This window comes from Sulfitobacter brevis (assembly GCF_900112755.1).
Taxonomy (GTDB): Bacteria; Pseudomonadota; Alphaproteobacteria; order Rhodobacterales; family Rhodobacteraceae; genus Sulfitobacter; species Sulfitobacter brevis.
Map to the genome: position 1 here is coordinate 277,152 of NZ_FOMW01000004.1, position 22,537 is coordinate 299,688.

Consider the following 22,537-nt stretch of genomic DNA (forward strand, 5'->3'; position numbering starts at 1 on the left):
AACCTCTGCTAATGTACTGCAAAAGAAAACAGGCGCTGACAATAACCCGATGACCGCACTCAGCAAATATGCCCGCCTCGAAGCGACGGGCCTTTGGCGTGCCACGCCCGAAGCGCAGCGCCGCGAAGTCATCGTGTCGGTGGGCGAAGCGACGCTGGTGATCAGTGATCTGAAGGATCAGGCGCTGACCCATTGGTCGCTGGCGGCATTGGAACGCGCCAACACCGGAAAAAGCCCCGCAATCTATCACCCAGACGGCGATCCCAGCGAAACGCTGGAACTGGGCGAGGGCGAAGAACAGATGATCGAGGCGATCGAGACCCTGCGCCGTGCGGTGAACCGCAGCCGCCCGCGCCCCGGCAGGTTGCGCTGGGTGGGTGTCCTGGTATCGGTTGTGGTGGTCGCGGCGCTGGCGTTGTTCTGGCTGCCAAGCGCGATGCAGGACCATACCCTGCGGGTGGTGCCACGGGTGAAACGCGCGGCCATCGGGCAGGCGCTCTTGAAGCGGATCGAACGCGGCTCTGGGGCGGTTTGCGCCGAAGAAGCTGGCGTTGGGGCCCTGACGCGGCTGGCCGCACGGCTCAAATCGGCACGGATCGTCGTGGTGCCCGCGATGACCCAGCCCAGCCTCAACCTACCTGGCGGTTTGATTGTGCTGAACCGCAGCGTGATCGAGGATTACGAAGAGCCCGACGTAGCCGCAGGCTATGTGCTGACCGAGTTGGCGCGCCGCTCCGAGACCGACCCGCTGCGCGATCTGCTGCGGGTGGTGGGGCTGCGTGAAAACTTCCGCTTGCTGACCACTGGCGATATCGCGCCGGACGCGCTCAACACCTACGCGGAATATCTGCTGACTGTGCCCGGAAAGCCGCCTGCTTTAGCGACCCAGCTTGCCCGCTTTGACGCCGCTGCCCTGCGCAGCACGCCCTATGCCTATGCCCGTGATATCACGGGCGAGACCGTGCTTGAACTGATCGAGGGTGATCCGATGAATGGCCGCCTGACCGAACCGCTGTTGTCCGACTCCGACTGGTTGCAGTTGCAAAGCATCTGCGGCGGCTAGTGAGCACGCCACGAAATCCGGCGCGAAACCCTGCGAACACCCCATGAAAAAGGCCAGCCGGAGATGCTCCGACTGGCCTGTGTTTTTCTATGCAAACCCGTGAGATCAGTTGCGCGCGAAGGCATCCCGATATCCGGCACGCTTGAGACGGGCCATCGCGTTCTGGGTGGACCCATCCGCTTTGAACGGTCCCGCCTGCACCGTCAGATAGCTTTTGCCACCCTTGATGTGTTTGCCGATCCGCGCCGGGAACCCCAGCGAGGCGATCTTTTGTGCAGCGCGTTGGGCATTGGCAGGGTTCCCAAAGGTGCCGACCTGCACATACTGCTTGCCCGCCACGGCACGCGCAGGCGCGGCCGCTTGAGGTTCGACAGCCCGTGGGGCCGAACGGCTGGAGTAGACCGGCTTGCGCGTGACCTGCTGGCGCTGGATCGGTGCGGCACCTGGCTTACGCAACACGCGCTTGAGCCGCTGCCCGTCGCGCTGGACGATCTCGACAGTACCAAGCTCGCGGCTTTGGGTCATCACGTCAATGTAGGGATAGATCAACGGCACTGATGCGGTCACGTCCTTGCCTGTGCGCGTATCGATCAGGCGGCGCGGTACAGTTTGGGTCCAGACCAGCAACATCTCATGGCGTCCGGCCAGTGTCTGCTCGGCGCGGTAGGGGTTCAAACGACCGTCATCCCAAACCTTGCGGTAGCCTTTAGGCACTTTGACGTTGCGCGTATTGATGCGGTTGTGCGCCACATGCTTCGGCACGATCCGCGTATTCGCGGTAACCGTCACCGGGGCTGGAGCCTGAGCCACAACTGCGCGACGCGACGCGGGGGCGACTGTTGCCACAGGTGCCGTGCGCGCGACGGGGGCGAGCGTCGCCACCTGCGCTTGGGTCGCGCGGCGATTGCCGACAATAGGTGCGTCCTGCGGGCCGCAACGGATCACATTTTTGCCAGAACTGCGCAGGTATTGTTGCGACAGTGCCGAGGCGCCGGGACAGGCTGACGCGGCGCGCACTGTTTGGGTTGTAACAGTGCGTGTAGTTGCGACCGGAGCTGCGGCAACGACACGCGGGCGCGGCGCCGGCTTTGGCAGCGCAACGGGCGCGGTCTGGCGCACAACGACAGGTGCGGGCAGCGGCTTGGGGCGCGGCGCTTCGACCACGCGCGGGGCTGGCGCCTGTTTGACCACTGGCTTGGCGGCTGGCTTTACTACGCGCTTGACGGGTGCAGGCGCAGGAACGGATTTGACGGGCGCGTTCATGGTGATCTGCACAGGTGCTTCTTTTGGCGCTTTTGGCGCGGCGGCGACCTGACTGATACCTGTCGGCTGGAACCCGCAGACGACCTGCCGCGCCCGCGATACCCGCGGCACCCAAGTGACGTTGCCATCGATACCGGCGCGGATAAAGACGCAGCCCCGGCTATCGACATATTGCTTGCCGTTATAAGAGCTTGGCGGAAATTCAGCAGGCTGGCGGTCCGTGTTTTGTGCCTGCACGGCGGTGACGCCGATAGAGCCTGCCACTATGGCCAGTGCAATAAGTCTCGTTAGTTTCATGTCGTGCCCCCACACTATGTAGACACAACGATGCATCACCGCGCGTCTCAAGTCTAGCAGATGGCGCAGAAATTCCACCAATCAAGAGGGTTTATTTCGTGCCGAACATCCTGTCGCCCGCATCGCCAAGGCCCGGAATGATATATCCGACCTCGTTAAGCGCTTCGTCCACGGCGGCCGTGACGATCGGCACATCGGGATGCGCCTCTTTCATCCGCGCAATCCCTTCGGGCGAGGCCAGCAAACACAAAAAGCGGATATTGGTGGCGCCCGCCTGCTTCAGCAGGTCAATCGCCGCAACCGAGGAGTTGCCGGTCGCCAGCATCGGGTCCACGGCAATCACCAGACGGTCGTCCATGCCTTCGGGCACTTTGAAGTAATATTGCACCGGCTGCAGTGTGGCTTCATCGCGGTAAAGCCCGACAAATCCGACCCGCGCCGAGGGGATCAGCTCCAAAACACCATCAAGTAGCCCGTTGCCTGCCCGCAGGATCGAGATCAGGGCCAGCTTCTTGCCGTCCAGTGTCGGGGCATCCATCGATTGCATCGGGGTTTCGATGCGCTTGGTGGTCATCGGCAGGCCGCGCGTGACCTCATAGGCCAAGAGCTGGCTGATCTCGCGCAGCAACTGGCGGAACGCTCCGGTCGAGGTATCGCGGTCGCGCATGATTGTCAGTTTATGCTGAACCAGCGGGTGGTCCACCACTGTCAAATGTCCGTCGTCCTTGGCCATGTCGTTCCCCTTTATTTCGCTCGCTTTTAGCCTCAAGTCGCCCTGCGGCACAAGGCAAGGGCGTGTCTGATTGCCCGAAACTAACGCGGCACCGTAACGCCGAGGTGGTCTGCGACCAATGCGGCCACATCGACAAAACCGATTTGGCCCAATTCACCTCTGCCCTGCCCCGCAATCAACACCGGCACCCGTTCACGGGTATGGTCGGTGCCAATCCATGTCGGATCGTTGCCATGATCGGCGGTCAGCAGCAGCATGTCATCAGGACGCAGCGCTGCGATGACAGTGCCTATCCGCCCGTCAAACCACTCCAATGCCCGCGCATAACCCGACACATCGCGGCGGTGGCCGTAAAGGCTGTCGAACTCGACAAAATTCGCAAATGTCAGGCTGCCCTCTGGCGCATCGCGGACCAGATCATCCAGATGATCCAACAGAACCGCATCAGTGCCTTTGCGGACCTCGTCGATGCCCTGCATCGAAAAGATATCGCCAATCTTGCCCACGGCGATGACCGGCCTGCCAGCGTCCTGCACCCAATTGGTCAGCACCGGCTTTGGCGGGGTTATCGCATAATCGCGGCGGTGCGCGGTGCGGGTAAATCCGTTCTCGGCATCCCCGATAAAAGGCCGCGCAATAACCCGCCCGGCCTTCATCGCGTGCAAGATAGGGGCGATGTCACGGCAAAGCGTTAACAAGCGCTCCAACCCGAAATGTTCCTCATGCGCGGCAATCTGGAACACGGAATCCGCTGATGTATAGCAAATCGGCATGTCGGTTGCGCAATGCTCCGCCCCAAATCGCGCGATGATCTCGGTGCCCGAGGCATGGCAATTGCCCAAAATCCCCTTTGTGCCCGCCGCTGCCGCGACCTGTGCCGTCAGATCGGCGGGAAAGGCAGGCGTGCTGTCGGGAAAATAATGCCACTCCCATGGCACCGGCAACCCTGCGAGTTCCCAATGGCCCGAGGGCGTGTCCTTGCCGCGCGAAACCTCGGTCGCAGCACCCCATTGCCCGCGAGGCGTGGCATCAAGACCCGGCACCTGCATGCCACTGGCAAGCGTCAAAGCCGCCCCCAACCCCAGTGCATCAAGTTTTGGCAAAGACAATGGCCCGCTGCGGCCTTCCTCTGCCGCACCCGCGGCGCAAGCTTCGGCGATATGGCCCAGCGTATTGGCACCGGTGTCCGGCAGAGCACCGTTAAAGAACGTATCTGCGTCGGGCGCGCCGCCGATGCCGACGGAGTCCATCACCACAAGAAATGCACGCGCCATCAGCCTACCCTTTCCAAGATCAGATCGGGCAAGTCGGGGGCGCTGTCGGCGAGTGTCATCGCTGCAGCGACTTGTGCCGCCACACGGTCGGCGTCTTCGGGGCGGCTGGCGTGAACCATCGCCAGCGGCTGACCCTTCTCGACATAGCTGCCAAGCCGCAAAATCTCCGAAAGCCCCACGGCGGGATCAATCTGGTCGCTTTCCACCACGCGCCCGCCGCCCAGCGCCACAACGCCAAGGCCCAAAGCTTCCCCATCAATCGCGGCGACATAGCCCGCAACAGGGGCAGGCACCGCGCGGATCACCGTGGCCTCGGGCAGCACACGCTGCCAAAGCTGGCTAAAATCCGCAGGGCCGCCCATCGCGGCAATCATCCGGTCAAACCGCTCTGCGGCGGCACCGCTGCGGATCGCCTCGCGCAGCTTATCAGCCCCATCCTGCGCATCACGGGCCAGACCGCCATTGGCGAGCAATCCGCCCCCAAGCGCGGCAGCAACCTCGACAATCGGGCCGGTGCCCTGCCCCGTCAGCACGCGCATAACCTCGACCACTTCCAGCGCATTGCCAAGGCTCGGCACCAGAGGTTGGCTCATGTCGCTGATGATTGCGGTGGTCCGGCAGCCCGCTGCATTCGCGGTTTTGGTCAAAGCCTCGGCCAAGGCCCGCGCCTGCGCCATATCCTTCATGAACGCGCCGCTGCCGACTTTGACATCCAGCACCAAACCGTCGAGCCCTGCCGCGAGTTTTTTCGACAGGATCGAGGCCGTGATCAGGTCGAGCGAGTCCACCGTCGACGAAACATCGCGCACCGCATAAAGCCGCTTATCCGCAGGCGCGATATCCGCAGTGGCGCCGACGATCGCGCAGCCTGCGTCGGCGACCACGGCCCCGAATTTCTGCGCGTCAATTTGCGTCACCACACCAGGGATGGCCTCGAGTTTATCGAGCGTGCCCCCGGTGTGGCCCAGCCCCCGTCCCGAGATCATCGGCACATAGGCCCCACAAGCAGCCAGCGCAGGCGCGAGGATCAAAGACACGCAATCACCGACCCCGCCAGTAGAGTGTTTATCAAGCACCGGACCGTCGAGATCCCATTCCAGCACGCGACCAGAATCGCGCATCGCCAACGTCAGTGCGACGCGGCCTGCATCTGTAAGCCCGTTCAGGCAAACGCCCATCGCAAATGCGCCCGCCTGCGCGTCGCTCAACTGACCAGTCGCCAAGGCCTGTGCGACCCACGACATTTCGGCCTCGTCTAATCCCTGCGCGTGGCGCAGTTTGGCCAATATCGCCCGCGCGTTCATGTCAGGAGCCTTGCATATGCGCGGCACCAAAGGCACCGGGCAGCAGTTCCGCCACGGTCAGCACCTGCTCTGCGCCCGCGGTTGTTGCCATGGTCACGCGCACATTGCCTGCCGCAAATTCCGCAAGCTTCTGGCGGCATCCACCACAGGGCGGCACCGGTTGCGGGCTGCCTGCGACGACATAGATTTCCGTCACCACCCGCTCGCCTGCTGCAACCATCGCGGCAATGGCACCAGCCTCGGCACAGGTGCCTTCGGGATAGGCCACGTTTTCAACGTTGCAGCCGACATAGACCGCCCCCGTTTCGGTGCGCAGTGCTGCGCCGACTTGGAACTTCGAATAGGGCGCATGGGCGTTTTCGCGCACTTCGATTGCCGCATCCCGCAGGTCAGATGTCATAGTATTCCCCTCTTTCTTTCCACTTATAGAAAACTCCGCATCCTGTTGCGATGCAAAAAGCCGCGCAGCCCGCGCCCCGCCGATTTTGTACTACAGCAAAAGGCATGTTGGCCTGCTTGCAAGAGTAGTTTAATGCTAAACCATCTTCCGGAAGGAGCGCTTTTACATGTCCGACACGCCCAATCTGCGTCAGGCCGCACTTGATTATCACGAGTTTCCCAAGCCCGGAAAACTGGAGATCAGGCCCACGAAACCGCTGGCCAATGGCCGCGATCTGGCGCGGGCCTATTCGCCCGGCGTCGCCGAAGCCTGCCTCGAGATCAAGAACGATCCTACCACTGCCGCCCGCTATACCGCGCGGGGCAATCTAGTCGCGGTGGTCACCAACGGCACTGCCGTGCTGGGGTTGGGCAATATCGGCGCGCTGGCCTCTAAACCAGTGATGGAGGGCAAGGCTGTCCTCTTCAAGAAGTTTGCCAATATCGACTGTTTTGACATCGAGGTGGACTGCGCCGACCCTGAAAAACTGGCCGAGATCGTCTGTGCGTTGGAGCCGTCCTTTGGCGCGATCAACCTTGAAGACATTAAAGCCCCTGACTGTTTCACCGTTGAGCGGATCTGCCGCGAGCGGATGAACATTCCGGTGTTTCACGACGACCAGCACGGCACCGCAATTGTCGTGGGTGCTGCCGTCAAGAACGCGCTGTTTGTGGCTGGCAAGGCCTTTGACGAGATCAAGGTCGTTTCCACCGGCGGCGGTGCTGCGGGAATTGCTTGCCTCAATATGCTGCTGAAGCTTGGCGTGAAGCGCGAAAACGTCTGGCTTTGCGATGTTAACGGGTTGGTCTACGAGGGCCGCGAGGTCGATATGAACCCGATAAAGTCGGAGTATGCACAAAGCACCGATCTGCGGACGCTGGACGATGTGATTGATGGCGCGGACCTATTTCTCGGTCTATCAGGCCCCGGTGTTCTGACGCAGGCAATGGTCTCACGGATGACCAAACGCCCGATCATTTTCGCCCTCGCCAACCCGACGCCGGAAATCTTGCCAGATTTGGCACGCGAGGTCGCGCCTGACGCGATCATCGCCACAGGCAGGTCGGATTTTCCCAATCAGGTCAATAACGTGCTGTGCTTTCCCTTCATATTTAGGGGCGCGCTGGACGTAGGTGCGACGACGATCAATGACGAGATGAAGATCGCCTGTATCGACGGCATCGCAGCTCTTGCCCGCGCCACCACCAGCGCCGAGGCCGCTGCCGCCTATCAGGGCGAAGAGATGACCTTTGGCGCCGATTACCTGATTCCAAAACCCTTTGATCCGCGCCTTATCGGGATCGTATCCTCCGCCGTGGCCAAGGCCGCGATGGAGACAGGCGTGGCGACCCGACCGATCGCCGATATGGAAGCCTACAAGCGCAAGCTCGATGGATCAGTGTTCCGGTCCGCGATGGTCATGCGTCCGGTGTTCGAGGCCGCGCGAATTTCGCCGCGCCGTTTGGTTTTTGCTGAAGGGGAGGACGAACGGGTTCTGCGGGCTGCACAGGCGATCATCGAAGAAACCGTCGAGACCCCGATCTTGATTGGACGGCCTGAGGTCATCGAGCGGCGCATCGCCAAGGCGGGGCTCAATCTGCGTCTGGGCGACAATATCGAACTGGTGAATCCCGAGAACGATCCGCGCTACCGCGACTATTGGGAGACCTATCACAACCTGATGTGCCGCCGCGGCGTCAGCCCTGATATTGCCCGCGCCATCATGCGCACCAATACCACCGCCATCGGCGCGGTCATGGTGCACCGCGGCGAAGCGGATAGCCTGATCTGCGGCACCTTTGGCGAATTCCGCTGGCATCTGAACTATGTCGAACAGGTCTTGGGCCGCGAGGGGCTGCATCCGCAGGGCGCCTTGTCGATGATGATTTTGGAAGACGGGCCGCTGTTTATCACCGATACACAGGTGCATCTGCGCCCAACGCCTGAACAGATCGCCGAGATCGCTATCGGCGCTGCACGTCATGTGCGCCGCTTTGGCATCGAGCCCAAAGTTGCGCTCTGTTCGCAAAGCCAGTTTGGCAACCAAACCGATAGCACCGGCAACCGGCTCCGCGCCGCCATCAAGCTGCTGGACGAAGGCGGTCATGATTTTTGCTATGAGGGCGAGATGAACATCGATACCGCGCTCGACCCTGAATTGCGCGCGCGTCTACTGCCATCAAACCGGATGGAAGGGGCGGCAAATGTGCTGGTCTTCGCCCATGCCGATGCGGCCTCGGGTGTGCGTAACATTCTGAAAATGAAGGGCGGCGGGCTTGAGGTCGGGCCGATTCTGATGGGGATGGGCAACCGCGCGCATATCGTCTCCCCGTCGATCACGGCGCGAGGGCTGTTGAACGTTGGCGCCATCGCGGGCACGCCCGTGGCGCATTACGGGTAATCCACATGAATACGCCGCCCCCAAAGCGAGGGGCGGCGGACGCATCAATATAACTACGTCATCCTATTTGCGAGGTGCCGCGCCTTTGATCTCTGGCGCGATGACCGCAGCCTTCGGTGCCGGTTTGGCATCGGCTTTGGCTTTTTTCTTTTTGTTGGCGATCTTGTCACCCATCTTCATGACCCTTTGTCCACGAACGTGACGCCTGCACAATGCCGCGTCTGTTGTTTAGTCTGTCACCGGCCCCATGCAAAATCTGTGTTGTTTTCGACAATGAGGTCGAAAACGAACAACGCCGTCCCGGTCTCCCGGGGCGGCGTAAATGTTTTGCGGATTAAGCCATGGGTGCGGGCGAAGACTATTTCTTCGGTGTCTTATCGCCGGGTTTGGACGGCGATGATTTTGGCGCTGGCTTCTTTGGTGTTTCGGGCATGCTGCATACTCTCGTTTGCAAATCAGTCGGGCACTATGCCGGACCTGATCCCAATGTGCCTGAGTGCAGCGCAAACGAAATGTCGTATTTAGCCCTGATGTCGTATTTAGATTCCTACGGCTAAGGTTTGCCGAGCGACATGGCCAATCCGGCTGAACTTGGCTGATGCGGTCATCCCACACGTATTTCGCGAAAAAGGCGGGAACTGCGGCCCCGCCTTTGGTGTTTATTCCCGTTCGAGCATCGCGCAGTTTGAACTGCGCCCCGTGCTTAGGCCCGCTTTTAGAATCGCAGGGTAAAGGCGCGGCTCAGGCCGAGGCGCACTGTCCACTGATCTTCGGAGCCGAACTGCGTGATCGGGCTTGCGGCTGCGTCGTTGAGCAGGTGCTCATATTCGACAGCGCCCTCAATCGCCCAAGCATCGCCGATGCGGTAGGTCGCTTCGACCTCAACACCGGCACCAAGCAAGCCGCCTTTGGCGTCAAATGCGCCAAAGTTCGGGGAGGCCAGAGCCTCGACCCCGCTAACGCCGAAATAAGTTGCAGCGTAAGTATCATTGCCCAGATTGAAACGCGGGCCAGCCGTTACGGTCAAGCGGCTGTTGGGGCGGAAGATCACATCCGCGCCGATAGTGCCCGAGATACCCTCAGAGCCGCCAAAGCCTTTACGGACTTCACCGAATGCCTGCCAGTTGGCCTCGCGGTAGGCGACGCCAAACCCAAGTTCGATGGTATCATCGATGTCGTTCAGGCCCTGCAGTTCAGGATTTTCCGACGCTTCGCGTGCGCCGATATACCGGAATGCGCCTTTGAAGGCGAAGCCGTTGTCAGGAATTTCATAAATGCCGTTGCCCGCATTGATCGGGCCCCATTTCAGGGCGCCAAAGGTAAAGCCGAGATCAGGGGCGGCACCGTAAGCGTCCGAGCCGGGATAATCCGGGGCCGCGCTCACACCGCCACGCAGTGAAAAGTTGAACGACCGCTCCTGCGCAGCTGCGGGAAGGGCAGCGCTGGTTGCAAGAACGAGGCCAAGTGTAAATGTAGGGGAAAGACGCATGGCAGTAGTCACTCCGGAATAACGGTTACGATGGACGTTTGCGCTGTCCCTAACACTCTGCGGGCGAATCAACAGATCAAACAATGTTTGACCGCCGGATTAATCGCGACCGTTCCACGCTTGCAACGGTTGCCCGTTCCCGCAGTCACGTCACTCGCTGCGCGGCCAAGCATCCGCCTTGCCCTGCCCCGCCGCGCCGCCTAACACTTTGCCCCAGAACCGAGGAGGACGATCTATGGGATACCGCGACACATACGCCCGCTGGCAAGCTGACCCCGAAGCCTATTGGCTGGAGCAGGCGCAAGCGATTGATTGGGATGTGGCCCCGACCCAAGCGTTGTTCGAGCGCGGTAATGATATGTATGAGTGGTACGCCGATACGCGGGTCAACGGGTGCTACAATGCCGTGGACCGCCATGTCGAACAGGGTCGCGCCGATCAGGTGGCGATTATCCATGACAGCCCTATCACCGGCACCCAGTCAAAGATCACCTTTGCCGAGTTGCAGAGCCGTGTAGCCAATCTTGCCGGCGCGCTGGTTGCTCAAGGCGTCACCAAAGGCGACCGCGTATTGATCTATATGCCGATGGTCCCCGAGGCGGTTGAGGCGATGTTGGCCTGCGCACGGATCGGGGCAATTCATTCGGTAGTCTTCGGCGGGTTCGCTGCCAATGAGTTGGCCGTGCGGATTGACGATTGCACCCCCAAGGCGATCCTCGCCGCCTCTTGCGGGTTGGAGCCGGGCCGCGTCGTGCCCTACAAGCCGCTGCTGGATGCCGCGATTGATATGGCCACCCATAAGATTGAAACCTGCATCATTTTGCAACGCCCACAGCAAACCTGCAGCTTGGTCGAAGGCCGCGATCTGGACTGGCACACGGCGCAAGACGGCGTGGCCCCAGCGGATTGCGTTTCGGTCGAGGGCAATCATCCGGCCTATATTCTCTATACCTCCGGCACGACCGGTGCGCCTAAAGGCGTGGTGCGCCACACGGCGGGCCATCTGGTGGCGCTGAACTGGACGATGAAGAATGTCTATAACGTCGACCCCGGCGATGTGTTCTGGGCGGCCTCTGATGTCGGCTGGGTCGTGGGCCACAGCTACATCTGCTACGCGCCGCTGATCCACGGCAACACCACCGTGGTGTTCGAGGGCAAGCCCATCGGCACCCCCGACGCGGGCACTTTCTGGCGGGTGATTGAAGAGCATAACGTGCGCAGCTTTTTCACCGCCCCCACCGCGATCCGCGCCGTCAAACGCGAGGATCCAAAAGGCGAGTTTCGGAAGAAATACGACCTGTCCTGCCTGCGCGCGCTTTATCTTGCGGGCGAACGCGCTGATCCCGATACCATCGAATGGGCGCAAGACGTGCTTGGCACGCCGGTTTATGATCACTGGTGGCAGACAGAATCCGGCTACGCCATGGTCGCCAACCCGACCGGATTGGAAACTTTGCCGGTCAAGATCGGCTCGCCCACAGTGGCAATGCCGGGCTATGACATCCGCATTCTGGATGAAGCGGGCCATGAATTGCCTCCGGGCAAGCTGGGTGCCATTGCAGTCAAACTGCCGCTGCCGCCCGGCACATTACCCACCCTGTGGAACGCCGAAGACCGGTTTCGGAAATCCTATCTCACCGCCTTCCCCGGATTTTACGAGACGGGTGACGCGGGCATGATCGACGAGGATGGCTATCTCTATATCATGGCGCGTACCGATGACGTGATCAATGTGGCGGGCCACCGCCTGTCCACCGGCGCGATGGAGGAAGTGCTGGCAGGCCACCCCGATGTTGCAGAATGTGCCGTTGTCGGCGTCAGCGACGCGCTAAAAGGACAGGCCCCGATCGGATTTCTTTGCCTTTCCAAAGGCGTTGACCGCCCCCACGCCGAGATTGTGGCAGAATGCGTCAAACGGATGCGCGACCAGATCGGCCCTGTTGCGGCCTTCAAACTGGCGCTTGTGGTTGACCGCCTACCCAAGACACGCTCGGGCAAAATCCTGCGCGCCACGATGGTCAAAATCGCTGATAGCGCACCGTTCAAGCTGCCCGCCACTATTGATGATCCGGCCATCCTTGATGAGATCAAACTGGCACTGCAAAGCATCGGCTACGCCAAAGAATAAATGGCCCCTTAAACAAAAAAGCGGCCCCGCAAGGGACCGCTTTTCATCTGTAAGTCTAGTGACGTTTAGTGCTTGGCAGCAAATGCGTCGATCTGGCGCTCGGCTTCGTCTTTCTCGATGCCATAACGTTCTTGAATCTTGCCAGCCAGTTTTTCGCGGTTGCCTTCGGCTTGCTGGATTTCGTCGTCGGTCAAATCGCCCCATTGCTCTTTTACCGATCCGGTCATCTGCTTCCAATTACCTTCAATCCGGTCCCAATTCATCGTCGGTACTCCTTCTGTTTTGCGTTAACGAGAGGAAGACGGGTGATACTCCCCTCTCTCGCAAACCCAACGTACAAAACAGATTTGGGTTCCCGCCCGCATTCCCGCGATTGGCGAAGGATTGCCTAGGTGAACTGTTCGCTGATCAACCGCTCTTCGAGCCCGTGGCCGGGATCAAACAGGATGCGGTGCATGATTGACGGGTCCGAATGGATCTCTACCCGCACGACATCGCGGTGCGATTTTCCGTCTGCATCCGCCATCACAGGGCGCTTTTCCGGCTCCAGCACATCAAACCGCACTGTGGCGCGTTTGGGCAGCAGTGCCCCCCGCCAACGCCGGGGCCGGAACGCCGCCATTGCGGTCAGCGCCAGCACATCGGCACCAATCGGCAATATCGGGCCGTGGGCGGAATAATTATAGGCGGTCGACCCTGCTGGCGTGGCCACCAAGGCACCATCGCAGACCAGTTCCTCCATCCGCAAACGCCCATCCACGGTGATCTGCAACTTCGCCGCCTGCGGCCCCTCGCGCAGCAACGCCACTTCATTCAACGCCAGCGCCCGTGAGGTCGACCCATCAGCATGGGTGGCCTGCATCACCAGCGGATTAATTACCGCCTCTTCGGCGTTTTGCAGCCGCGCGACCAAGTCATCCTCGGCATAGTCGTTCATCAAAAATCCGATGGTGCCCCGGTTCATGCCGTACACCGCCACGCCAAGCTCTTGGGTCTCATGCAGGGTTTGCAGCATGAAGCCGTCGCCGCCCAGCGCCACGATTACCTCGGCCTGAGGCAAGGCCACATTGCCATAGCGCGCCGATAGTGCCGCAAGAGCTGCTTGCGCGACGGGCGCGGAGCTGGCGTCAAAGGCAATTTTCATATCCATCTCTCAAGTTTCCGATCAGGCGCATTTGCCTCCGAAACAAACACATTATCCCTCGCGCTACCAGCATTGCCGTTCATATCGCCCGACCTGTCGGAATCCCTACTTCCCGACCGCCGTCGTTTCCGATACGAAACGCCCAAATACATCGCCTGAGAGGAACTTTCACAATGTCCGGCTTTTTCACAGACACGCTTGCCAATTCCGACCCCGCCATCTTCGGTGCCATCACCGACGAGCTGGGCCGCCAGCGCGACGAGATCGAACTGATCGCTTCCGAGAACATCGTGTCCAAAGCCGTGCTGCAAGCCCAAGGCTCGGTGATGACCAACAAATATGCCGAAGGCTATCCGGGCCGTCGCTACTATGGTGGCTGCCAGTTCGTTGACGTCGCCGAAAACCTCGCGATTGAGCGCGCCTGCGAGCTTTTTGATTGCAGCTTTGCCAACGTACAGCCGAACTCCGGCAGCCAAGCCAACCAAGGCGTGTTCCAAGCCCTACTGCAGCCCGGCGACACCATTCTGGGCATGAGCCTCGATGCAGGCGGCCACCTCACCCACGGTGCCGCGCCCAACCAGTCCGGCAAATGGTTCAACGCCATTCAGTACGGTGTGCGCAAGCAAGACAACCTGCTGGATTACGATCAGGTCGAAGAGCTGGCGAAAGAGCATAAGCCCAAGATGATCATCGCCGGTGGTTCCGCCATTCCGCGCCAGATCGATTTCAAGCGCATGCGCGAGATTGCCGATATGGTCGGCGCTTACTTGCATGTCGACATGGCGCACTTTGCGGGCCTTGTGGCGGCGGGCGAACACCCCTCGCCTTTCCCGCACGCCCATGTTGCCACCACAACCACCCATAAAACCCTGCGCGGCCCGCGCGGCGGCATGATCCTCACCAACGACGAGGCTTTGGCGAAAAAATTCAACTCCGCGATTTTCCCGGGCATTCAGGGCGGCCCCCTGATGCATGTCATTGCCGCCAAGGCCGTGGCCTTTGGCGAAGCGCTGCGCCCCGAGTTCAAGACCTACATCAAACAGGTCATTGCCAATGCGCAGGCCCTGTCCGACCAGCTGATCAAAGGCGGCTTGGATACGGTCACACATGGCACCGATACCCATGTGGTGCTGGTCGATCTGCGCCCCAAAGGCGTTACCGGCAATATTGTCGACAAGGCTCTGGGCCGCGCCCATATCACCTGCAACAAAAACGGCGTGCCCTTCGACCCTGAGAAGCCGACCGTCACTTCCGGCATCCGGCTCGGCTCGCCCGCTGGCACCACGCGCGGCTTCGGCGAAGCTGAATTCCGCCAGATCGCCGACTGGATCATCGAAGTAGTCGACGGAATTGCCGCAAATGGCGCCGATGGCAACGCCGAGGTCGAACAAAAGGTCAAAGCCGAAGTCGAAGCCCTGTGCAAACGCTTCCCCCTCTATCCCGACCTCTAAACTACCATAGGTTACCGCCTGCCCAAGGCGGTGACCCTTAGCTCGATTTGACTGCAACTATCCTGCGGGAGTCTGGGGCACCGCCCCTAGCCTCGGACGCCAGACAATAGGACGCCTGCTATCTAAGCCCGCTATCGAATCCCGTCCGTTCCCCTCCACGAAAAGGACCGAACCCATGAAAATCTTCCCCGCCGGATCGCGCCCGTCAGAAGTCGGCAACGCCGAGTATTTCACCGGCACAGTGCGCATGGACCCCTTGGTAAGCTCGCCCGCGCCCGCACGTCTGCGCGGGGTCAGCGTCACCTTCGAGGCGGGTGCCCGCACCGCATGGCATACCCATCCGCTTGGCCAGACCCTGATCGTGACCGCAGGGGCCGGACGCGCGCAAAAGCAAGGCGAGCCGATCCAGCAGTTACGTCCCGGCGATGTGGTCTGGTTCGCTCCGGAGGAAAAGCACTGGCATGGCGCCGCGCCAGACTGCGCGATGACCCATATCGCCCTGCAAGAAGAGCTTGATGGCAAAGCTGTCGACTGGATGGAAAAGGTCAGCGACGCAGATTACCAAGGCTGATCATATCGCGGGGAAGTTACAGCCACGCTCCGCGCCCCGCGCCCGCTGCGCTTAGATAAAGCCGCGCCACCAGAGCCAGAACAGAAACGCCACGATAATACACAGCAGGTTAAAGGCGATCACCCCCGCCAGTGATAATACCTGCCCCTTGCGCCTGTCTTTGGCGTCAATGCTGCGCAAATGGCCAATGACCTCAGCGTAGGCTGACTGCAGCTTTTGATCATCCATCTGGCGGGCAATCTTCGGACTTTGCCCGTAACGCTCGGCATCGACCAACACGCTACCTTGCTGGCGCACACGCCGTGGCAGCAACCGTCCAGCCCGCCGGAACGCCTGTTGTAGCGTCTTGGATTTTACCCCCAGCTTGGCTTCAAACTGCTGGCGCAGGGTCTGGCTTTTGGCCGCAATATCACTGTACTCAATCATGACGCGGACCCTAATCGCTCTGGCACCCCGCCTGCAATGGGCCTAGGTTCGGATTTATGCTCAGCTATTCAGAATTTGGCGCCGCCGCCTCTCCCGACCGCCCTGCCTTGCTCATCGCCCACGGCCTCTTTGGCTCGGGGCGCAATTGGGGCGTGATCGCAAAACGGCTTTCAGACAGCCGCCAAGTCGTCACCGTCGACATGCGCAACCACGGAACCAGCCCGCGTCACGACAGCCACAGCTATCCCGATATGGCTGCCGATCTAAGGGAAGTTATCGACCACCTCGGGGCGCCGATGGACGTCTGTGGCCATTCGATGGGCGGCAAAGCTGCGATGGTGCTGGCGCTGACCCATCCGGATGTGGTTCGGCGGCTTGTCGTTGCCGATATCGCACCTGTCGCCTACTCCCATACCCAGACCCAGTTCATTGACGCCATGCGCAGCGTTGATCTGGAAAACCTCACGCGCCGCTCGGACGCCGAGGCGCAACTGGCCGAGGCCGGGGTCGAACCTGTCTTGCAGAGCTTTTTCACCCAATCATTGGATGTGCCCAATCAACGCTGGCGGCTTAATCTTGATGTGCTGGAGGCAGGGATGGATCAAATCATCGGCTGGCCCTCCGATGTGAGCGGCAGCTTTGATGGCTCTACGCTGTTTTTATCAGGTGGCGCTTCGGACTACGTCCAGCCCGCGTACCGCGACACGATCAAACCCTATTTCCCTGCCGCTCGGTTTGCCAAACTACCGGGGGCGGGGCATTGGCTCCATGCGGAAAAGCCGCGCGAATTTGAGGCTGCACTACGGGTTTTTCTGGATGCCGAAGCCAAAAGCACCGACGGCTAAAGTTAGGGTCTCGGTGCTAACGGATTTGCAACCGCAGTCGCGCAACCCTTAGCCGCCTTCTTTTAACGCGCCGTTATCCCAATCGCCGGCAGCCTCTTCGCCAGTGGCATAGCGCATGGTTCCCGTCCCCTGTCGCTTGCCCGCTTTGAAGGTACCCTCATAGACATCGCCATTATCATAGGTCGCTTTGCCCTGACCTTCGATCTCGCCACGGGTCCATTCGCCTTCGTAGATGAAACCGCTGGCCATGGTTATCTTGCCCTGACCGTGGCGCTGGCCAGCCTCAAACAAGCCCTCATAGATGGTGCCATCGGGATAGGTCGCCTTGCCCTGCCCGTGGCGTTGGCCGTCTTTCCAGCCACCTTCATAGCGATAGCCGTCAGCATAGGTCATCACACCTTGGCCGTCGTTACGCGCATTCTTGAATTCGCCGTCATAGACGATGCCGTTGGTATAGGTCGCAACGCCCTTGCCATCGATCACCCCCGACGCCCACGCCCCTTCATAGGTCGAGCCATCAGGATAGGTGATCTTGCCGGTGCCATCGGCCAGATCGTCACGGAACGTGCCGACATAGACCGAGCCGTCGGGATAGGTGACCTGCCCCTGCCCTTCGATCTGGCCCGCGACCCATGAGCCGGCATAGATATAGCCATCCGCGCCGGTAAAGGTGCCTTGGCCATCGCGGCGATCATCCTTGAAGTCGCCCTCATAGATGTCACCGTTTTCATAGGTGACCTTGCCCTTGCCCTCACGGCGACCACCAATCAGATCGCCCTCATAGACATCGCCATTGGGTTGGGTCAGCTTGCCGGTGCCATCAATCTGCCCGTCTTTCCACAGCCCTACGTAAATCAGCCCGTCGGGCATGGTCAGCGTGCCGGTGCCGTTACGCTTGCCGTCAGCGATATCACCCTCGTAGACCGCGCCATCGGGATAGGTGATCGTGCCGATGCCCTGCTTGACACCGTCGATCCAGTCGCCCTTGTACTCATACCCACCGGGGCTCTGCATGACACCTTTGCCGTGGTGTTTGGCATTGCGAAACTGGCCCTCATAGCGCACGCCGTTGGCATAAAGCGCCACGCCGCTGCCCATGATCGCCCCCGAAAGCCAGTCGCCCTCATAGGTGCCGCCATCTGCAAAGGTGATCTTGCCAAATCCGTCAGGCTTGCCCTTGGCGAAATTCCCCTCATAGACCGACCCGTTGGGAAAGCGCGCAACGCCCTCGCCCTTGATCTCGCCGTCTTCCCACTGGCCGGAGTACTCATAGCCGTTGGGCAATTTGTAAGAGCCCGTGCCATGCTGCAACCCGCCGCGGAAGGTGCCTTCATAAACGCCACCATCATCGTATTGCTTGGATGACACCTGCGTTTCCTGCGCCAGAGCGCTGATCGGCATCAGGGCAAGACAGAGGGCGAGAGAGCGAAATGACATGGACGAACCTGCGTGACTACGTGGACGGGCTTGCCGCTGGACAAGGGCCGCAGCCCCGTGGCAATTGCCCGTAAGCCTAAGCAATGGGGGCTGAAGGGGCAATCTTCTTTTACGGGCCTCGGCGGTGTCACACCCGCAGAACACATGCCCGAGCGTTGCACAGTGCAGGTTTGCCGATCCCTGCCGTACGGGTAGAGGGTTTCCCTGCCCGCGCGTTCTGCTAAACCCGTGCCGAACCAGCCAAAGGCCCGCGCCATGACAGACCGTTTCCGTATCACTTTGGGTCAGTTGAATCCGACCGTCGGCGACCTTGCAGGCAACGCCGCCCTCGCCCGCGACGCATGGCAGCAGGGCAAGGCGGCAGGCGCCGATCTGGTCGCCCTGCCCGAAATGTTCATCTCGGGCTATAACGCGCAGGATCTGGTGATGAAGCGCGCCTTCCAGCTTGATGTGATGACCCATCTTGAGGCGCTGGCGGCAGACTGCGCTGACGGCCCTGCCTTGGCGATCGGGGCACCCTGGGCCGAAGGCGCGGAATTGTTCAACGCGTACCTGATCCTCAAGAATGGCAAGATCGCCAGCCGCACGCTCAAACACAACCTCCCAAACGAAACCGTTTTTGACGAGGTGCGGATTTTTGACAGCGGCCCCTTGGGAGGCCCTTATTCGGTCGGCAACACCCGCATCGGCTCGCCGATTTGCGAGGATGCGTGGCACCCCGATGTCGCAGAGACACTGGCCGAGACCGGAGCCGAGTTTCTGTTGGTGCCCAACGGATCGCCATATTATCGCGACAAGATGGAAACCCGGCTTAACATGATGGTCGCGCGGGTAATCGAGACGGGCCTGCCACTGATCTACCTCAATATGACCGGCGGTCAGGACGATCAGGTTTTTGACGGCGCCTCCTTTGCCCTCAACCCCGGCGGCAAACTGGCGATGCGGTTGCCTGCCTTCGACAGCACCATCGCCCATGTCGATCTTGAGCGGGGCCCCGAAGGCTGGCGCGTGCTGCAGGGCGATATTGCGCCGCAGCCCGATGATCTGGAACAAGACTACCGCGTGATGGTGCAGGGCCTGCGCGACTACATGAAGAAGACCGGCTTTAAGAAAGTTCTGCTCGGCCTGTCGGGGGGCATTGATTCCGCCATCGTCGCCACCATCGCCACCGATGCCTTGGGCCCGGACAATGTGCGCTGCGTGATGCTGCCATCTGAATACACCTCACAATCCTCGCTGGATGATGCCGAAACGCTGGCTCGCACCTTGGGCTGCCAATACGATTATGTCCCGATCAGCGCCGGGCGGCAGGCGATCGCCGAAACGCTTGCGCCTTTGTTCAAAGGCACCACGCCTGACCTCACCGAGGAAAACATCCAGTCGCGCTTGCGTGGGCTGCTGTTGATGGCGCTGTCCAACAAGTTTGGCGAAATGCTGTTGACCACGGGCAACAAGTCCGAGGTCGCGGTCGGCTATGCCACGATCTACGGCGATATGGCGGGCGGCTATAACCCGATTAAGGACATGTACAAAACCCGCGTGTTTGACAGCTGTCGCTGGCGCAATGAACACCACCGCGACTGGATGATGGGACCCGAAGGCGCAGTTATCCCCGGGAACATCATCACCAAACCCCCCAGCGCCGAATTGCGCGATGATCAAAAAGACAGCGACAGCCTGCCCGATTACCCAGTGCTGGATGCAATCCTGACAATTCTCGTGGATGACGACGGATCAATCGCTGACTGCGTTGCGGCAGGCTTTGACAGGGACGTCGCCAAGAAGGTCGAGCATCTGATTTATATCTCAGAGTATAAACGCTTCCAATCCGCACCGGGGCCGCGGTTGACTAAAGGGGCTTTCTGGCTTGATCGGCGCTATCCGATTGTAAACCGCTGGCGCGATCCCTCTTAGGTTTAGTGCGGATCGGCAAGGCGGACCAATGCCGCGCGCCTGCGTTTAGTTCCGTGAGAGACGAAATGCTTTTGTGCCAATTTACCATAATGTCAAAAATCGGCAGGTCTCCGCTCAAACCTCTGTAAACCTTGCATAATTTTGCTAAATTAACGCCCTAGGGGGAACATTTCTCAGCCCTCGCTGTTGGTGCTTCATAACAGCAGCGCGCTACGTCTGCGCCTCTATAACAGGGGCCGGCCGCTGCAGGTTGAAAGGAAAAAACATGCGTATTGTAAAACTTGGAATGATCTCCGCCATCGCCCTGTCCGCAGCGGTTCCGGCACTGGCGCAATCCAGCGAAGCCATCGCAGTCACTGATCTGAACATCCGTAGCGGCCCTGGCCCACACTACGAAGTTGTTGGCGTTATCCCAGGGAGCAAAGCTGCCATGGTAGACGGTTGTCTGGCCGAAAGCTCGTGGTGCAAAGTCTCCTTTGAAGGCGCATCCGGCTGGTCGTCCTCCGACTATCTGGCCGTTGGTGTAGAAGAGCAGGCCGTCGCGCTGACCGCCCGCCCCGAAGCCGTCAAAATCGAAACAGTAACCTATGAGAACACCGCAGAAACCACTGCTGACCAGACGACTGGTGTTGCTGCTGGTGCCACAATCGGTGCCTTGGCTGCATACGCCGTTGGCGGCCCGATCGGCGGCATTATTGCCGGTGGTATCTTGGGTGGTGCCGCTGGTGGCGCATCGGTTGAGCCAACAACCGAAACTGTCACATATGTTCAATCCAACCCGGTCGACACCGTTTATCTTGACGGCGAAGTTGTCGTCGGCGCCGTCGTGCCGGAAACGGTCACCTATTACGACGTTCCAGCTCAGCCCGAGCTGCGTTACCTCAACATCAACGGCCAGACCGTTCTTGTTGAAACCGAGAACAACGCCATCGTGCGCGTCATCCGCTAACTTTAGCGAATCTGCTGGTTTTCCAGCACAGGGGAAGCAGCCGGTCCTTGACCGGCTGTTTTTCTTTGTGAAACAGGTTCGTAATGCACCCGCCAAGTCCCGCAATTGTGACTGGTAGCGGCTTCGCATCCCGCTCATATTGCCCGCAACTAAAGGAGCGCGCATTTGATCCGGTTTCGTTATCTGCCAGCCATTTTTCTTTTGCTGTTCTCAATCTGGCCCCTGCCTGCAGCCGCTTGTGGAGCCGAAACCGATTGCAGCGTCGGCGACCGGATCTACCGCATTGCCCTCCCCGAAAGCGGCGCCGCCCCTGTCGGTGCCGTGATTTGGGCGCACGGCTACCGTGGCACCGCAGCAGGTGTTATGGGCAACGGATCGCTGCGCAAGATGATATCAGACGCGGGCCTCGCACTGATCGCGGTGCAGGGTGTGGACGGCACATGGGACCTGCCAAACGGACCGCGCACGGCCGACAGCACCGGCGCGGCGGAGTTTGCCTATTTTGATGCGGTGATCTTGGATGCAACGAAGCGCTTCGCGCTGGACCCGAAGCGGATCGTCGCAAGCGGGTTTTCTGCGGGCGCAATGATGGTCTGGAACCTCGCCTGCAGCCACCCCGAAAGGTTCGCAGGGTTCATACCGTTCTCCGGCACCTTCTGGCTTCGGCCACCGCAAACCTGCGCCCTTCCCGTCTCAAGCATCTTCCATTTCCACGGCGACCGAGACACCACCGTGCCGCTCACGGGCCGCGAGATTGGCGCGACCAAACAAGGCGACGTGGCCGAGGCGCTGGCCTTTTATGGTAGGTTCGGAGATTTCGGCCCCGCCACACGAAAACAGCGCGGCGATCTGACCTGTGACAGCCGCGCGAACGCCCAAGGCAATATTCTTGAGTTTTGTCTATTCAAAGGCGGCCATTCGTTTCGCACCGAACACCTGCGTCTGGGACTTGAGGCACTGCGCACAGCGGGGCACATTTAGCCCCACGCATCGCAAATTCCCATTGCACAGTGCGACAGGTTTCCCGACACTAACGCAGCCAAGGGAGCGCCCAGATGATTGCTGTTATTTTCGAAGTTTTTCCCGCCGAGGGCCGCCGCACCGATTATCTTGATATGGCCGCAAAGATGCGCCCCTTGGTCGAGCAAATTGACGGCTTTATTTCGGTCGAGCGGTTCGAGAGCCTGACCACGCCCGGTAAGCTGCTTTCGATCTCGTTTTTTCGGGATGAGGCCGCGTTGGAAGAATGGCGCAAGCTGACCGCCCATCGCGGTGCGCAAAAGGCCGGGCGCGAAGGGATTTTCAGCGATTATCATCTGCGCATTGCCCATGTGATGCGCGATTACGGTATGTTCGAGCGTGACCAAGCCCCCGCTGACAGCAAAGACGTGCACGACTGAACGCCTGAG

General features: G+C 60.3%; 22 protein-coding genes. 11 read left to right on the top strand and 11 right to left on the bottom strand.

What is annotated here, in order from left to right; all coding sequences use genetic code 11:
- The first annotated feature begins 49 nt into the window (after window positions 1-49).
- The gene (locus BM174_RS07420) at window positions 50-1,063 is read left to right on the top strand and encodes a hypothetical protein (protein ID WP_093923270.1); all 1,014 of its coding nucleotides are present in this window, start codon (window positions 50-52) and stop codon (window positions 1,061-1,063) included.
- Between the two features lie 105 nt (window positions 1,064-1,168).
- On the opposite strand, the gene BM174_RS07425 is transcribed toward BM174_RS07420, so the two are convergent.
- From BM174_RS07425 to BM174_RS07445, 5 genes are all read right to left on the bottom strand, one after another.
- The gene (locus BM174_RS07425; protein WP_093923211.1) at window positions 1,169-2,623 is read right to left on the bottom strand and encodes an SPOR domain-containing protein; all 1,455 of its coding nucleotides are present in this window, start codon (window positions 2,621-2,623) and stop codon (window positions 1,169-1,171) included.
- Between the two features lie 91 nt (window positions 2,624-2,714).
- Entirely contained in the window at window positions 2,715-3,356 is a 642-nt protein-coding gene (gene upp / locus BM174_RS07430; RefSeq protein ID WP_093923212.1) for a uracil phosphoribosyltransferase, read from the bottom strand.
- An 80-nt stretch (window positions 3,357-3,436) separates the two neighbouring features.
- Entirely contained in the window at window positions 3,437-4,630 is a 1,194-nt protein-coding gene (locus BM174_RS07435) for a phosphopentomutase (RefSeq protein ID WP_093923213.1), read from the bottom strand.
- A complete protein-coding gene (locus BM174_RS07440; RefSeq protein ID WP_093923214.1) occupies window positions 4,630-5,934 on the bottom strand; it encodes a thymidine phosphorylase in 1,305 nt (434 codons plus the stop codon). The genes BM174_RS07435 and BM174_RS07440 overlap by 1 nt, the downstream gene beginning before the upstream one ends.
- A 1-nt stretch (window position 5,935) precedes the next feature.
- Complete coding sequence (locus tag BM174_RS07445) at window positions 5,936-6,334, bottom strand: cytidine deaminase (RefSeq protein ID WP_245766291.1); 399 nt, start codon at window positions 6,332-6,334, stop codon at window positions 5,936-5,938.
- A 166-nt stretch (window positions 6,335-6,500) separates the two neighbouring features.
- Between BM174_RS07445 and BM174_RS07450 the strand changes: the two genes are divergently transcribed.
- Window positions 6,501-8,774 (top strand): NADP-dependent malic enzyme, encoded by a 2,274-nt coding sequence (locus BM174_RS07450; RefSeq protein ID WP_093923216.1) that lies wholly within the window; start codon window positions 6,501-6,503, stop codon window positions 8,772-8,774.
- A gap of 63 nt (window positions 8,775-8,837) precedes the next feature.
- On the opposite strand, the gene BM174_RS07455 is transcribed toward BM174_RS07450, so the two are convergent.
- On the bottom strand, window positions 8,838-8,948 hold the full coding sequence (locus tag BM174_RS07455) for a malic enzyme (RefSeq protein ID WP_093923217.1): 111 nt from the start codon (window positions 8,946-8,948) through the stop codon (window positions 8,838-8,840).
- Window positions 8,949-9,115: 167 nt separating this feature from the next.
- Between BM174_RS07455 and BM174_RS07460 the strand changes: the two genes are divergently transcribed.
- Window positions 9,116-9,331 carry a hypothetical protein gene (locus BM174_RS07460; RefSeq protein WP_093923218.1) on the top strand — a complete coding sequence of 72 codons (216 nt, stop codon included), beginning with the start codon at window positions 9,116-9,118 and terminating at the stop codon, window positions 9,329-9,331.
- A gap of 158 nt (window positions 9,332-9,489) precedes the next feature.
- On the opposite strand, the gene BM174_RS07465 is transcribed toward BM174_RS07460, so the two are convergent.
- On the bottom strand, window positions 9,490-10,263 hold the full coding sequence (locus BM174_RS07465) for a MipA/OmpV family protein (RefSeq protein ID WP_093923219.1): 774 nt from the start codon (window positions 10,261-10,263) through the stop codon (window positions 9,490-9,492).
- Between the two features lie 235 nt (window positions 10,264-10,498).
- Between BM174_RS07465 and BM174_RS07470 the strand changes: the two genes are divergently transcribed.
- A complete protein-coding gene (locus BM174_RS07470; RefSeq protein WP_093923220.1) occupies window positions 10,499-12,391 on the top strand; it encodes a propionyl-CoA synthetase in 1,893 nt (630 codons plus the stop codon).
- Window positions 12,392-12,456: 65 nt separating this feature from the next.
- Here BM174_RS07470 and BM174_RS07475 read toward each other — a convergent pair whose 3' ends face one another.
- Together BM174_RS07475 and BM174_RS07480 are read right to left on the bottom strand one after the other, a co-directional pair.
- The gene (locus BM174_RS07475) at window positions 12,457-12,654 is read right to left on the bottom strand and encodes a CsbD family protein (protein WP_093923221.1); all 198 of its coding nucleotides are present in this window, start codon (window positions 12,652-12,654) and stop codon (window positions 12,457-12,459) included.
- Between the two features lie 125 nt (window positions 12,655-12,779).
- Window positions 12,780-13,541, bottom strand: coding sequence for an NAD kinase (locus BM174_RS07480; RefSeq protein ID WP_093923222.1), 762 nt, complete (start codon window positions 13,539-13,541; stop codon window positions 12,780-12,782).
- 167 nt (window positions 13,542-13,708) lie between these two features.
- Between BM174_RS07480 and glyA the strand changes: the two genes are divergently transcribed.
- Both glyA and BM174_RS07490 read left to right on the top strand, forming a co-directional pair.
- The gene (gene glyA / locus BM174_RS07485) at window positions 13,709-14,986 is read left to right on the top strand and encodes a serine hydroxymethyltransferase (protein ID WP_093923223.1); all 1,278 of its coding nucleotides are present in this window, start codon (window positions 13,709-13,711) and stop codon (window positions 14,984-14,986) included.
- Between the two features lie 175 nt (window positions 14,987-15,161).
- Window positions 15,162-15,557: a (R)-mandelonitrile lyase gene (locus tag BM174_RS07490; protein WP_093923224.1), complete on the top strand. Its 396-nt coding sequence runs from the start codon at window positions 15,162-15,164 to the stop codon at window positions 15,555-15,557.
- Window positions 15,558-15,608: 51 nt separating this feature from the next.
- Here the strand turns inward: BM174_RS07490 and BM174_RS07495 are convergent, their stop codons facing one another.
- On the bottom strand, window positions 15,609-15,983 hold the full coding sequence (locus tag BM174_RS07495; protein ID WP_093923225.1) for a hypothetical protein: 375 nt from the start codon (window positions 15,981-15,983) through the stop codon (window positions 15,609-15,611).
- A gap of 56 nt (window positions 15,984-16,039) precedes the next feature.
- Between BM174_RS07495 and BM174_RS07500 the strand changes: the two genes are divergently transcribed.
- A complete protein-coding gene (locus BM174_RS07500; protein WP_093923226.1) occupies window positions 16,040-16,828 on the top strand; it encodes an alpha/beta fold hydrolase in 789 nt (262 codons plus the stop codon).
- A 48-nt stretch (window positions 16,829-16,876) separates the two neighbouring features.
- On the opposite strand, the gene BM174_RS07505 is transcribed toward BM174_RS07500, so the two are convergent.
- Window positions 16,877-18,265, bottom strand: coding sequence for an MORN repeat-containing protein (locus BM174_RS07505; protein WP_093923227.1), 1,389 nt, complete (start codon window positions 18,263-18,265; stop codon window positions 16,877-16,879).
- Window positions 18,266-18,520: 255 nt separating this feature from the next.
- On the opposite strand from BM174_RS07505, the gene BM174_RS07510 reads away from it, so the two are divergent.
- The 4 genes from BM174_RS07510 (at window position 18,521) to BM174_RS07525 (ending at window position 22,528) form a co-directional block, all read left to right on the top strand.
- Window positions 18,521-20,179, top strand: coding sequence for an NAD+ synthase (locus tag BM174_RS07510; protein ID WP_093923228.1), 1,659 nt, complete (start codon window positions 18,521-18,523; stop codon window positions 20,177-20,179).
- 265 nt (window positions 20,180-20,444) lie between these two features.
- A complete protein-coding gene (locus tag BM174_RS07515; RefSeq protein ID WP_093923229.1) occupies window positions 20,445-21,128 on the top strand; it encodes a DUF1236 domain-containing protein in 684 nt (227 codons plus the stop codon).
- A 165-nt stretch (window positions 21,129-21,293) separates the two neighbouring features.
- Window positions 21,294-22,109: a CE1 family esterase gene (locus BM174_RS07520; protein ID WP_245766292.1), complete on the top strand. Its 816-nt coding sequence runs from the start codon at window positions 21,294-21,296 to the stop codon at window positions 22,107-22,109.
- Between the two features lie 74 nt (window positions 22,110-22,183).
- A complete protein-coding gene (locus BM174_RS07525) occupies window positions 22,184-22,528 on the top strand; it encodes an antibiotic biosynthesis monooxygenase family protein (RefSeq protein ID WP_093923230.1) in 345 nt (114 codons plus the stop codon).
- Window positions 22,529-22,537 lie beyond the last annotated feature (9 nt).

Coding starts and splice junctions, on each gene's coding strand:
- BM174_RS07460 (WP_093923218.1), top strand. CDS start 9,116: ATGGGTGCGGGCGAAGACTATTTCTTCGGTGTCTTATCGCCGGGTTTG.
- glyA (WP_093923223.1), top strand. CDS start 13,709: ATGTCCGGCTTTTTCACAGACACGCTTGCCAATTCCGACCCCGCCATC.
- BM174_RS07445 (WP_245766291.1), bottom strand. CDS start 6,334: ATGACATCTGACCTGCGGGATGCGGCAATCGAAGTGCGCGAAAACGCC.
- BM174_RS07425 (WP_093923211.1), bottom strand. CDS start 2,623: ATGAAACTAACGAGACTTATTGCACTGGCCATAGTGGCAGGCTCTATC.
- BM174_RS07525 (WP_093923230.1), top strand. CDS start 22,184: ATGATTGCTGTTATTTTCGAAGTTTTTCCCGCCGAGGGCCGCCGCACC.
- BM174_RS07440 (WP_093923214.1), bottom strand. CDS start 5,934: ATGAACGCGCGGGCGATATTGGCCAAACTGCGCCACGCGCAGGGATTA.
- upp (WP_093923212.1), bottom strand. CDS start 3,356: ATGGCCAAGGACGACGGACATTTGACAGTGGTGGACCACCCGCTGGTT.
- BM174_RS07475 (WP_093923221.1), bottom strand. CDS start 12,654: ATGAATTGGGACCGGATTGAAGGTAATTGGAAGCAGATGACCGGATCG.
- BM174_RS07455 (WP_093923217.1), bottom strand. CDS start 8,948: ATGGGTGACAAGATCGCCAACAAAAAGAAAAAAGCCAAAGCCGATGCC.
- BM174_RS07515 (WP_093923229.1), top strand. CDS start 20,445: ATGCGTATTGTAAAACTTGGAATGATCTCCGCCATCGCCCTGTCCGCA.
- BM174_RS07505 (WP_093923227.1), bottom strand. CDS start 18,265: ATGTCATTTCGCTCTCTCGCCCTCTGTCTTGCCCTGATGCCGATCAGC.
- BM174_RS07470 (WP_093923220.1), top strand. CDS start 10,499: ATGGGATACCGCGACACATACGCCCGCTGGCAAGCTGACCCCGAAGCC.
- BM174_RS07420 (WP_093923270.1), top strand. CDS start 50: ATGACCGCACTCAGCAAATATGCCCGCCTCGAAGCGACGGGCCTTTGG.
- BM174_RS07500 (WP_093923226.1), top strand. CDS start 16,040: ATGCTCAGCTATTCAGAATTTGGCGCCGCCGCCTCTCCCGACCGCCCT.
- BM174_RS07480 (WP_093923222.1), bottom strand. CDS start 13,541: ATGGATATGAAAATTGCCTTTGACGCCAGCTCCGCGCCCGTCGCGCAA.
- BM174_RS07490 (WP_093923224.1), top strand. CDS start 15,162: ATGAAAATCTTCCCCGCCGGATCGCGCCCGTCAGAAGTCGGCAACGCC.
- BM174_RS07450 (WP_093923216.1), top strand. CDS start 6,501: ATGTCCGACACGCCCAATCTGCGTCAGGCCGCACTTGATTATCACGAG.
- BM174_RS07465 (WP_093923219.1), bottom strand. CDS start 10,263: ATGCGTCTTTCCCCTACATTTACACTTGGCCTCGTTCTTGCAACCAGC.
- BM174_RS07495 (WP_093923225.1), bottom strand. CDS start 15,983: ATGATTGAGTACAGTGATATTGCGGCCAAAAGCCAGACCCTGCGCCAG.
- BM174_RS07435 (WP_093923213.1), bottom strand. CDS start 4,630: ATGGCGCGTGCATTTCTTGTGGTGATGGACTCCGTCGGCATCGGCGGC.
- BM174_RS07510 (WP_093923228.1), top strand. CDS start 18,521: ATGACAGACCGTTTCCGTATCACTTTGGGTCAGTTGAATCCGACCGTC.